Consider the following 11,671-nt stretch of genomic DNA (forward strand, 5'->3'; position numbering starts at 1 on the left):
CGGCAGGGTCAAGTAGTAATAGGCAATTGTATGATAGTTTGCTCAGCCGCTATTCAGCTTTGCGGAACTAAGGCGCTGAAAGGCTGACAATATTGCGGGCAGCGTCTGTTAAGCCGAGATTTGCTATAGTGACGCACTTTGTTGGAAATGACAGGAACCACTATGCCTATTAATCGTATTAACCCGACCAAACGTTGGTCTGACGTCACCCTTTATAACGGCATTGCCCATTTTGTCGAAGTTCCGGAATGTGAGCCGCTGGGCGATATTCGCTGCCAAGTACAAGCTGTGATGGCACAGGCCGAACAAAAGCTGACGATGATTGAGAGTGATCGCAGCCGGGTGTTATCGGTGACTATCTATCTGACCGACTTTGCTAATGCAGCCGCGCTAAATGAGATTTGGGATGCATGGTTTCCTGAAGGTTGTGCGCCAAGCCGGGTTTGTATCAAAGCCGAATTGGCCGATCCCGCCTATTTAGTCGAAATGGCCTTTGTTGCTGCGGCAGGCCCTAATTGATTGTGGCAACTCGGGGATAAGCTTCTGCCTCAACGTGCTGTTTACCGATAACAGGTTTGAGAAAAGAGTGCCGACCAAGGCGCTATTTTTGTCGCCGCTAAGCGCACACTAACGACGGCGTTTACACTGCAGATAAAACAAAGGCAAACGGATGTTTGCCTTTGTTGTTTTTGCTGACGGCTACTCTGCCTTGCGGATCACTTTGGCGGGATTGCCCACTGCTAGCATGCCTGCCGGAATATCTTTGGTGACCACGCTACCTGCGCCGACAACGGCACCATCGCCAATGGTCACACCCGGTAAAATTTTGACATCACCGGCAATCCACACATGATTCCCAATGGTAATCGGCAAGGTCGTGCCAGTGTGACTATCGCGCTCAGCAATATCCAGCGGATGCAGTGCAGTATAGAAACAAACATTCGGCCCAATAAACACATGGTTGCCAATGGTCACTAGGCCCGGATCAAGTACCGTTAGATTGAAGTTGATAAACACGTGACTGCCGAGCTTGGTGTTGCAGCCGTAATCGATCCGTATCGGCTTTTCGATATGCACATCTTCGCCCACTTCGCCAAAAATCTGCTGTATCAGCTGGGTCTTTTCCGCCACTTGTCGTGCGCTTAACCCATTAAAGGCATCGACGCGATCGCGGGTTTGATAGCGGATCTCCACCAGTTCGGCGTCGTTAATGCAGTAGGGGCGACCCGCCACCATGGCATCAAAAGCTCGTTCCATCTGTTACCACCTTAAAGTCTCAAATATCTGTCAGCATCTTAGCGGCTTGCTTACTAAAAATAAAAGTGCACTTTGTGCATGTGGAAGTTTGTGGCCGATCGCGTAATGGATTTACTTGCCTCGGCTACCAAAGCCCACGATGATGCTGTTAAGCCCAATTTAATCGGAAATTAGGAGTAAAACGCATGGCACAGTGGACAATTTATGGTGATAGCCAATCGGGTAACTGTTACAAAATTCAATTGCTATGTGCTTTGTTGGGCCTCGACTATGACTGGGTTGAGGTGGATATTCTGGCGGGAGATACTCGCACTGACGCATTTCTTGCCAAAAATCCTAACGGTAAAATTCCCTTGCTGGCGTTGCAGAACGGTCAAACACTGTCTGAGTCCAACGCCATCATTAACTATTTAGCTGCTGGTTCTGCGCTGTTACCGCAGAATGCTTTTGAGCAAGCTAAAGTCCAGCAGTGGCAATTTTTTGAGCAATACAGCCACGAGCCTTATATCGCCGTAGCGCGCTTTATCGCCAAGTATCTCGGTTTGCCTGAAGAGCGGCGCGCTGAATATGATGCCAAACAAGCGGGCGGTAACAAGGCGCTAAAAGTGATGGAACAGCAACTCAGCCAAACGCCGTTTTTAGTCGGGGAACAATTGACCACGGCTGACATCAGTCTGTTTGCCTATACTCATGTGGCAGATGAAGGCGGATTTTCGTTAACCCATTATCCCGCCATCCAAAAATGGTTAAGTCTAATGCGCCAACAAGCCGGATTTGTGGCGATGGGATAAGCGGATTGGGTTTCAATAGTTGTTAAGGGCGATTGTGGGCTTAACTTGGTACCCAAAAACGGTAGAATAGCCGCCTTTAAAGTTGTTGGAGCCTGATCAATGTATCAAGATTTCGCCGCTGAGTTGGCTTGGGCCACTCTGCATATGCCACGTACTCGCGCTGCTGTGGCAGCGCTGCCTGATTTAACTGGCATTAAACTCGCTTGCAATATGCATCTCGATTTAAAAATGGCACCGCTTGTGGCAGGCCTGCTTGATAAAGGCGCGGAAGTATTCTTAACCACCTGCAACCCAACAACCGTGCAGGATGATGTTGTGGCTTACTTGGTTGAAAAGGGTGCCAAAGCCCACGCATGGCGTGATATGAGTGACGCCGACTGGTCTGATTCTTTTGATAAAGCGCTGGCGTGGAACCCGACTCACTTGTGTGAGATGGGCGCGGATTTGACCACCCGTTTGCATCAGAGCGAAACCGGCCCGAACATCATCGCAGGTCTGGAAGCAACCGGTTCTGGTATTAACCGTCTCGGTGGCGTTGAACCTCGCTACCCTATCTTCAACTGGGATGACCTGCCAGTGAAAGAAGGCTTGCACAACCGCCATATGGTGGGTCTGACGGCATGGCACACCTTCTTCCAAACCACGCACCTGACGCTGCATGAGAAAAAAGTCATAGTGATCGGCTACGGCTTAGTCGGCCAAGGCGTGGCGGCATCGGCCAAAGCGTATGGCGGCCAAGTAGAAATCGCCGAGCTAAATCCTGCGCGTGCCTTGCAAGCTAAGTACGATGGTTGGCCGGTAGTCGATCTGGCTGAAGCGGTAAAACATGCGGACGTGATAGCCACTGCTACTGGTGCTTATGGCGTGTTGAGTGCCCAGCATCTGGATAATATGAAAGATGGCGCATTTATTCTCAACGTAGGCCATGTCTCGCAAGAGATTGATGTACCTTACTTGAAAGCCAATGCTAGCCACAGCCTGCCGATGCCATATGTTGATGCATATACACTGGCTGACAAAACTCTATACCTACTGGCTGACGGTTCTATGTTTAACCTCACCGCGGGTTATGGCGACAGCTTGAATGCCTTTGATGTGACCTTGGCGGTCATGGCATCTGGTATTGGCCACATTGTCGGTGAAGGTGCTGGCCATGAAAATGGTCTGTATTTGTTACCTGAAAGCGCATGGATGAAAGCGCTGTAAGTCTTCGCCACTACATTGTTTTGCAATGTAAAAAGGTTGGCAGCTAACACTGAAAACGGGCAGTATTTAACGATACTGCCCGTTTTTCTTTTCGGAGGTGCCATGAAAGTTTATTCGCTTATCATCTGGTTATTAGGCCTGTTACTGGTGCCAGCTGCGCAAAGTGAACAAGACAAGGTACTGGAGCAAGAGCCCCCGCTTTGTGGTCGCATGGAGTTATTGTGGCAGATGGCGGACAAAGTCGGCATGGGCCCGTTATATCTCGGTATGCAGTTGCAAGAGGCGCAAAGCGCTGGCCAGTTAGTCCCCAGTAAACCGTCCAAATATGCTTTGTGTGGCGTGGCAAATGCGCGTTTTATGATGGATGACGGCGCTATTGACGTGATTTTTGATAAACAACAACGCATTATCAGCCTCAAGAGCCGTGCGGTCGATGATGCCTGTAGCGTCGCACAACAGATGACACAAGCGTCTGCCATCTTTAGCGATATGCAGCGGTTACCATTACCACATATGCCAGCGAAGGCAGAGGTGAGTGCAGCTTATTTTAGAATCGGTGCCCCACCGAAAGCGTGGTTGATGTTGGCGCCTGAATTTACGCAACTGGATAACGGCAGTTGTGCAGACGCAGGCACAAAAAAGGCACCTGTCAGTGCCTTTCATTAATGCCGCTTAGCGATAGCTTAGTCCACCAGACCATATTGGTTTTTGAGGATCTCGATAATTTCTGCTTTGGGGTTGGCAGACAGTTCAACCTTACGCCCCGTCACTTTTTCAGCCACACCGGTATAGGTTTTAGATACGTCCATCATGGCGCTCAGTGGCAGCGCAGTATCACGCGCTAACGCTTCGCGCTCTGGCATGCGGTTTTTATCCAGCATGATTTCCGGCTCAGGGAAGAAATTCAGCAGGAATTGACGGAAACCTTCTTTGGAATTCTCGACGATCTTGCCTTCTCGGTAGGCGGCGCCATCCCAAATACGTGACGAATCAGGCGTGCCCACTTCATCCATATAGATCAGCTTAGAGTTACCGTTGCGATCGGTGACATAACCAAACTCAAATTTGGTATCGACAAACACTTGGTCAATATCTGCCAGCGCTTTGGAAATCACGCCAAAGCCTTCTTTGAGCAGCTTTTCATAAAGGTCGATATCTGCTGGTTTTTCAAAACCAAATGCTTGCCAGTTCGCTTCTAAGTCGGCGCGGCTAATGTTGACATCATCTTGCTCAGGTACGCCGGGAATCCCCGTCAAAATGCCTTTGGTTGACGGGGTGATCAGTAGCTCAGGCAGCTTTTGATCTTTCTGCAAGCCTTCTGGCAGGGTGATGCCGCAGAATTCGCGTTCGCCCTTAGCATACGCTCGCCACATAGAACCTGTGATATAGGAACGAATAATCGCTTCCACTTTGAGCGGACGCGCTTTCTGCACAATCCACACAAACGGATGCGGAATTTCCAGAATATGGCTGTCGGCCAGTCCATTGTCTTTAAACAGTTGGAACCAATGGTTACTGATAGCGTTCAGTGCCGCGCCTTTGCCAGGAATACCTTGCAGGCCTTCTTCACCGTGGAAAATGCAGTCAAAGGCTGAGATACGGTCGCTGATCACCATGATCGCCAGCGGTGTATCGGCCGGGACATCGTATCCGCGCTCGGCAATCAAACGGGCGCTATCGGCTTCGGTAAGCCAATAAACGCTGCGAACTTTACCGCTGTGTACAGGTTTGTCGGTGCGGATTGGCAGATCGTTGTTCACTGCCAGAACGGAATCAGCAAGACTCATGACGAGTATTCCTCAGACTTTGTAGGGTTGAGAGTTATCCAGCGAACGCTATGGGAATTATGGTATGAATGCGTTGCTGGCAAATGTGAGCGGGCAGCAGCGACGTTGGAGCAGAGATCAGCGCAGCAAGTATGCAGAGCAAACAGCGTCACGGTAGCGGCCTTTCACAGAATGAATGGCGCATATTCTACCTCAGTTACGCTAATTTACCATGCGGCAGATCGCGCAAGGATCACAACACTGGGTTCGCTGCAGCAAACGGTAATCTTGCTTGCTGCAGCAAAGGTGAGGCGGCTTAACTATCAGCGGTTATTCACGCACCTGACCGTGACCATTAACCAGATATTTCTCGGTGGTGAGCGACTCTAGCCCCATTGGGCCATAGGCGTGCAGTTTAGTGGTAGCGATACCTATTTCAGCGCCAAGGCCGAGTTCGCCACCGTCACTAAAACGTGATGAAGCGTTGGCCATCACCACTGAAGCGTCCACTTCGCGTTGGAAACGGCTACACGCTTGTTTGTCTTCACTGCAGATCACTTCGGTATGATGACTGCCAAACTTGGCGATATGATCCATCGCATCGTCGAGCGAATCGACCATCTTCACTGCAAGCTCAAGGCGCAGATATTCCTGACCAAATTCATGATCTTCTATCAAAGACGCGCCGTCAAAATAGCCAGCGCTGCGGCGGTCAGCATTGATACGCACCCCTTTATCTTCTAACGCTTGTGCCGCAATTGGCAGCCAAGTGCTAGCAATTTCTTTGTGCACGATAAGCCCTTCGAGCGCGTTACATACGCCAGTGCGTTGAGTCTTACCGTTAAGCAGCAGATTCAACGCTTTTTCAACGTCGGCGGCTTTATCCACATAGAGGTGACATACGCCTTTAAAGTGCTGAATGACCGGGATTTTACTGTTATCACTCACAAAGTTGATCAAGCCTTCTCCGCCGCGGGGAATGACCAAATCGACGTAATCTCGTTGCTGTAGCAGCTCTAACATCAAGGCGCGATCGGGGTCGGGTACTACCGTGATTAGGGCTTTAGGCAGTTTAAATAGCTGTAAAACTTGCTGCAGGATTTCAGCAATCGCCAAGCTACTCCCAAGCGCTTCTTTACCGCCACGCAAAATTACTGCGTTTCCGGATTTAAAGCACAGCGCGCCAGCATCTGCGGTCACGTTCGGACGTGCTTCGTAAATCATGCACACCACACCCAGTGGCACACTCAGTTTGCTGACCTTGATGCCGTTAGGACGGACACACAATTCGCGGCGTTTACCGACCGGATCGTCCAGCTCCACAATAGTATCGATACCTTGCGCCATCGCTTCTACGCGTTCTGGCGTCAGCGTCAGACGATCGATCATTGCATCGGTCAATCCGGCTTGACGTGCGTGGGCCAGATCATGCTCGTTGGCAGCGAGGACGCTGTCGACGTTGGCGCGCAGCGCGGCGCTCATTGCCTGCAATACTTGGTTTTTCTGTTGGGTATCTAATGCCGCCAACGTACGGGCTGCGACATGGGCATTTTTTGCTAATTCGGTAATCAAACTCATGATTTTTCCTCCAGCGGTTGAGCTTCGGGGGAGAGCAGGGCGATATCCTGCGCGGCGACTAGGCCGCGGTCATGGGTGAAGCTGTCAATCAGCTTGGAATCATCCTGCTTAGCGATAAATTTTAGTAGGCGACTGCTGTAATTGCTGCGCGCTTTAGCCAAACGTGTACCGTCGTCACTGCGCAGCACAATGGTATCGCCTTCTGAGAAGGTGCCTTTGACGTCTAAGACTTCACCACTGGTGATGTTGACGCAGTCTTCAGCGCTGTGCACTGCCTCTTCCGGTGCCACAATCACTTCACCCTCTGCGCGTACGGTGTGGGTAAACCAGTGTAGGCGCTCCAGCATTGGACTGTCTGAACCACGGAACAGGGTGCCGGGATTTTTGCCGGACAACAGATCGTTAAAGGTATCTTCCTCAAAACCGTTGACGATATAGGTATCGATACCATGCGATACCGCTTTTTCTGCGGCTTGGATTTTGGTGGTCATGCCGCCAGTGCCGACGTCGCTGTGGCTGCCACCCGCCATGGCGTAGATACTGCCATCAATGTGTTTGACCTCGGGGATCAGCTTGGCATTTGGATTGAGATGCGGGTTGCTGTCAAACAAACCGTCGATATCTGAGCAGATCACTAAGCTGCGAGCGTCGGCTGCGGCCGCCACCATGGCTGATAAGTTATCGTTGTCACCGACTTTGAGTTTGTCGGTTGTGACGGTGTCGTTCTCGTTCACAATCGGCAGAATGTCGTGATCCAGCAGGGTGGATAGGGTGTCGCGAATACTCAGATAGCGTTCGCGATCGCGCAGATCGGCGTGGGTCAACAACACCTGCGCCGTCGGAAAGTCGAAGAACTTATCCCAGGTCGCCATCATTTCGGTTTGACCTGCTGCGGCCATGGCTTTTTTCAACGCAATCTGCGCCTTGGGATCCGTGGTGGCGTCCTCTTTTGCTTGAAGGGGAAAACGATGCGCGCCAGCGGCAATAGAGCCGGAAGACACCAGAATGACCTGAATGCCTTGCGCACGGCAACGTACGATAAATTGAGCAATAGAGAGAAGATAACGAGAACTGCAGCCCTGACGATCTGGTGCAATCAATGCACTGCCGACCTTCAGCACAATACGTTGTCTAGCTTGCGTGTTCATAACGTTTTATATGCCTTTTTTCGATTAAGATGGGGATGAAATTGGGGCGGCGACTCCGCCCCGAATTGAGAATTAGAGTGCTTCTTGCAATTTCTCTTTGGTGTCGTGGAACGTCTGTTGGACGTCTTTTGAAGGATCACGACCGAAATGGCTTACCGCTACAATTGTGACGGTACTGACGATAAAGCCGGGTATGATCTCGTAGATGACGCTCGACAGAGTCTTGCCATCTGGTAGCACTGGCGCGTAGATCCAGAACAATACCGTGGCCGCGCCAGAGACAATGCCAGCAATGGCTGAGCTATGGTTCATGCGGTGCCAGAACAACGACAGCAGCACCAAAGGACCAAAGGCGGCACCAAATCCTGCCCAGGCATTACTCACCAAATCCAAAATACTGGTAGAGCGGTCAAGCGCCAGTAATGTCGCCACTGCTGCCACCGCAAACACACCTAAGCGACCAATATTCACCAACTTTTTATCGTCGATATCTTTGTTAAATACCGCCCGATACACATCTTCAGTCAGCGAGCTGGAGGACACCAACAACTGGCTGGAAATGGTACTCATCACCGCGGCCAAAATGGCGGCCAGTAAGAAACCGGTGATCAGCGGGTGGAACAATATTTGTGAGAACACAATAAAGATGGTTTCAGGATCTTTAAGTTCCAGCCCAAATTTGTGCACGTATGCCACGCCGACGAGACCGGTTGCTAAGGCACCAATGATGGTGACTAACATCCAGCTCATACCGATGTTACGTGCCACCTTGATTTCTTTAACTGAGCGGATCGCCATAAAGCGTACGATGATGTGAGGCTGACCAAAGTAACCCAAACCCCAGGCAAGACTGGAGATAATGGCGACAAAGCCGATGCTGCCTAAATGAGAAAAGGAGCTAATGGTACTGCCGGCGTTATTCATCAGATCGGCGGTACCATCAAACTGGGTATAGGCGACATAGGGCACTAAAATCAGCGCGACAAACATGATGCAGCCCTGCACAAAGTCAGTCATGCTCACTGCCAAGAATCCACCGAGCAGCGTATAGGCCACCACGACCCCGACGGTCACAATCAAACCCAATTGGTAATTCAGGCCAAAAGCGGTTTCAAACAGCTTACCACCCGCCACTAAACCAGAAGAGGTGTAGAGGGTGAAGAACAGAATGATCACTGCCGCAGAAATCATGCGAACCGCGCCATTTTCCAGCCCGAAACGTTTGCTGAAAAAGTCAGGTAGTGTCAGCGCATCGTCTGCTTCAACGGTGTAAACACGCAAACGTGGCGCTACCAGCAGATAGTTAAATAGCGCACCGAGTACCAGACCTATGGCGATCCAGATAGTGCTGTATCCTTGCACAAACATCGCGCCGGGCAAGCCCATCAGCATCCAGCCACTCATATCTGAGGCTCCCGCGGAAAGCGCTGTGACCTGCGGACTGACATTACGGCCGCCCAAAATATAACCGGAAATATCGTCGGTAGAATTGCGATAGGCAAACAGACCTATCGCCAGCATGACCAGAAAGTAGATGGCCAATGCAATATAGGTTGAATAATCCATGTTGTTTTTGCCTGTTATTGTGGATTGAAAGCTTGGCTAATCTTTTGTTTGCAGAAGGGGAAGAGATAAGTCCCTAGCACTAACCAGAAGCAGCTAAGTTGTAGCAGGTACTTCAGGCGTTCTTGAATAGAGGTGTGGTTTTGCGGGTGGATAGAATGACTGTCAGACTCCTGACAATTGTTGGCATTCATCACTGATTCTCCTGATTAAGTCGTCAGTTAGATGGCTTAAAAGCAAAATCATTTGAAGGCTAATTAAACAAAATAATTAGTGTTCGAATGATTTTGGTGAGGCGCTATTATTCATTATTCAATCTGATATATCAACTTTCATTTAACACATAAATTCATCATTTATATATAAAATTAAATAAAAACAGTTGATTAAATGTATTCTCTTTACCGCGATTAATGTCGAGACTAGGCTGTCTGCGGCAAGATTAAGCCGTGATATCTGTGCAAATTATCTGCAATATAGCGTGCTAATGTGACAAATTAATTTCGAATGCAAACTAATTTTTTGTGATCATATTTTCAGCCTGTCTGACTTCTGTTCCCGGCTTCACAAAACTGACATCTAAACTTGTTATATATGGATTAACGCATATGCTGTTATCCATATATTCGGTTTTCCATATGTTTAGCTTTCATTGATTTACTGCATACCGAATCATAGGAGTACTAAGTGCAACCTTTGGATTTTTTCAAATCGTTGGCCGATGAAACCCGGCTACTGAGCCTGTTGCTGATCCAGCATTCAGGTGAGTTATGTGTGTGTGAGCTGACTGAGGCGCTCGGATTGAGCCAGCCTAAAGTCTCACGGCATTTGGCTAATCTGCGCAAACTGGGGTTGCTGCAAGATCGCCGCCGTGGTCAGTGGGTGTTTTACCGGTTTGATGAACAGTTACCGCCATGGTGCCACGACATTTTGCAGGCGGCGTTGCGCGGCAATGGCCAACTGATCGAACAGCCGTTGCAACGTTTACAAGCGATGACCTATCGCCCTGGACGCTGTTGCCAAAATGAAGCTGAGCAGGTTTAAGCCAACAGTATCAGCGTAACTAAGGACTGCCACATGCTCGTTATCTTTAGCCAATTTGCCGATTGGCTGGTGTATCAATTACTGGGTTTATCCCCTGAGCAGCGTTTAGGCGAAGCGCTGCACTTTTTTGTTGAAGATACCAGTAAGATTTTCGCCTTGCTGGTGGTGATGATTTACGTGTTGGCCTTGCTGCGCGCGTCACTCAATGTGGAGCGAGTGCGCGACTATTTGGCGGGTAAACATCGCACGACAGGCTATTTGCTCGGTTCGGCATTCGGTGCCGTGACGCCATTTTGCTCCTGTTCGTCGATTCCGGCATTTTTGGGCTTTACCTCGGCAGGGATTCCACTGGGGATCACTATGGCGTTTTTGCTGACGTCGCCGCTGATTAACGAAGTCGCGGTGTTACTGCTGCTTAGTATTCTCGGTTGGAAATTTACCCTGATCTATATCGCAGTCGGCATGTTGGTCGGGATTTGCGCTGGTGCTCTTTTAGATGCGATTCATGCCGAGCGCTGGTTGCAAGCGTTTGCGGCTAAGGCACTTGAGCGCGGCCAGCAACAAGATTTTCAAGCGGGTGAAGCCGAAGTGCTGAGTTGGCAAGCACGCCATCAATTCGCCAAACAGGAAACCCGCGACATTTTCGCGCGGGTGTGGAAATGGGTGTTGATTGGTGTCGGCCTTGGGGCGGCATTGCATGGTTTTGTTCCCGATGGCTGGGTAGTGGCGCATTTGGGGCAAGGGCAGTGGTGGTCAGTGCCGCTGGCGGTATTACTGGGCGTGCCTTTGTATTCCAACGTTACTGGCATAGTGCCAGTAATGGAAAGCCTGCTGCAGCACGGTTTACCTATCGGCACCACGCTGGCGTTTTGTATGGCCACTGTGGCGGCCAGTTTTCCCGAATTTGTGCTACTCAAGCAGGTGATGCAATGGCGTTTGCTGGCGGCGGTACTGCTGATTTTATTGACCGCATTTACGCTGATGGGCTGGTTGTTCAACCTGATCGGCCCGTTACTCTGAGAATATGTTGAAGGATATGCAAAATGAAACAGATCAAAGTGTTAGGTAGTGGATGTACTAAATGTGTCAAAACAGCTGAGCTTATCAGTGAGGTGGTGGCTGAGCTGGGGGTTGATGCTGAGGTCAGCAAGGAGACCAGTCCTGAAGCCATTATGGGCTATGGTGTCATGCGTACCCCTGCCGTCGTCATTGATGAACACGTAGTGCATAGCGGCTCAATGCCGGAAAAAGCACAGATCGTCGGCTGGCTGTCGTAACCCAGCGCACACATAACTCGTTATTAGGTGTTTTTTACAGG

At 50.1% G+C, this 11,671-nt stretch carries 13 protein-coding genes; 7 read left to right on the top strand and 6 right to left on the bottom strand.

What is annotated here, in order from left to right:
• Nucleotides 1–162 precede the first annotated feature (162 nt).
• A complete protein-coding gene (locus HR45_RS13990; RefSeq protein WP_037444062.1) occupies nt 163–519 on the top strand; it encodes a RidA family protein in 357 nt (118 codons plus the stop codon).
• 180 nt (nt 520–699) lie between these two features.
• Here the strand turns inward: HR45_RS13990 and HR45_RS13995 are convergent, their stop codons facing one another.
• Nucleotides 700–1,257 (bottom strand): sugar O-acetyltransferase, encoded by a 558-nt coding sequence (locus tag HR45_RS13995; protein WP_037444064.1) that lies wholly within the window; start codon nt 1,255–1,257, stop codon nt 700–702.
• A gap of 185 nt (nt 1,258–1,442) precedes the next feature.
• On the opposite strand from HR45_RS13995, the gene HR45_RS14000 reads away from it, so the two are divergent.
• From HR45_RS14000 to HR45_RS14010, 3 genes are all read left to right on the top strand, one after another.
• Complete coding sequence (locus HR45_RS14000) at nt 1,443–2,048, top strand: glutathione S-transferase family protein (protein WP_037444066.1); 606 nt, start codon at nt 1,443–1,445, stop codon at nt 2,046–2,048.
• A gap of 99 nt (nt 2,049–2,147) precedes the next feature.
• Nucleotides 2,148–3,254: an adenosylhomocysteinase gene (locus tag HR45_RS14005; RefSeq protein WP_037444068.1), complete on the top strand. Its 1,107-nt coding sequence runs from the start codon at nt 2,148–2,150 to the stop codon at nt 3,252–3,254.
• Nucleotides 3,255–3,356: 102 nt separating this feature from the next.
• Entirely contained in the window at nt 3,357–3,920 is a 564-nt protein-coding gene (locus HR45_RS14010) for a hypothetical protein (RefSeq protein ID WP_037444071.1), read from the top strand.
• A gap of 17 nt (nt 3,921–3,937) precedes the next feature.
• On the opposite strand, the gene HR45_RS14015 is transcribed toward HR45_RS14010, so the two are convergent.
• The 5 genes from HR45_RS14015 to HR45_RS19455 all read right to left on the bottom strand — a co-directional run bounded on the left by HR45_RS14015 (nt 3,938) and on the right by HR45_RS19455 (nt 9,503).
• Entirely contained in the window at nt 3,938–5,041 is a 1,104-nt protein-coding gene (locus HR45_RS14015) for a phosphoribosylaminoimidazolesuccinocarboxamide synthase (protein WP_037444074.1), read from the bottom strand.
• A 309-nt stretch (nt 5,042–5,350) separates the two neighbouring features.
• Nucleotides 5,351–6,598: a glutamate-5-semialdehyde dehydrogenase gene (locus tag HR45_RS14020; RefSeq protein ID WP_037444076.1), complete on the bottom strand. Its 1,248-nt coding sequence runs from the start codon at nt 6,596–6,598 to the stop codon at nt 5,351–5,353.
• Nucleotides 6,595–7,746 carry a glutamate 5-kinase gene (gene proB, locus HR45_RS14025; RefSeq protein ID WP_052074751.1) on the bottom strand — a complete coding sequence of 384 codons (1,152 nt, stop codon included), beginning with the start codon at nt 7,744–7,746 and terminating at the stop codon, nt 6,595–6,597. Before proB ends, HR45_RS14020 begins: the two co-directional genes overlap by 4 nt.
• Nucleotides 7,747–7,818: 72 nt before the next feature.
• A complete protein-coding gene (putP, locus tag HR45_RS14030) occupies nt 7,819–9,312 on the bottom strand; it encodes a sodium/proline symporter PutP (protein WP_037444079.1) in 1,494 nt (497 codons plus the stop codon).
• 14 nt (nt 9,313–9,326) lie between these two features.
• On the bottom strand, nt 9,327–9,503 hold the full coding sequence (locus tag HR45_RS19455) for a hypothetical protein (RefSeq protein ID WP_156104078.1): 177 nt from the start codon (nt 9,501–9,503) through the stop codon (nt 9,327–9,329).
• Between the two features lie 493 nt (nt 9,504–9,996).
• On the opposite strand from HR45_RS19455, the gene HR45_RS14035 reads away from it, so the two are divergent.
• The 3 genes from HR45_RS14035 to HR45_RS14045 are packed head-to-tail and all read left to right on the top strand — an operon-like array spanning nt 9,997 to nt 11,630.
• Entirely contained in the window at nt 9,997–10,353 is a 357-nt protein-coding gene (locus HR45_RS14035; protein WP_037444082.1) for a metalloregulator ArsR/SmtB family transcription factor, read from the top strand.
• 33 nt (nt 10,354–10,386) lie between these two features.
• Nucleotides 10,387–11,373 carry a permease gene (locus tag HR45_RS14040; protein ID WP_037444084.1) on the top strand — a complete coding sequence of 329 codons (987 nt, stop codon included), beginning with the start codon at nt 10,387–10,389 and terminating at the stop codon, nt 11,371–11,373.
• 23 nt (nt 11,374–11,396) lie between these two features.
• The gene (locus tag HR45_RS14045; protein WP_037444086.1) at nt 11,397–11,630 is read left to right on the top strand and encodes a thioredoxin family protein; all 234 of its coding nucleotides are present in this window, start codon (nt 11,397–11,399) and stop codon (nt 11,628–11,630) included.
• Nucleotides 11,631–11,671 lie beyond the last annotated feature (41 nt).

It is taken from the genome of Shewanella mangrovi (genome assembly GCF_000753795.1).
Taxonomy (GTDB): Bacteria; Pseudomonadota; Gammaproteobacteria; order Enterobacterales; family Shewanellaceae; genus Shewanella; species Shewanella mangrovi.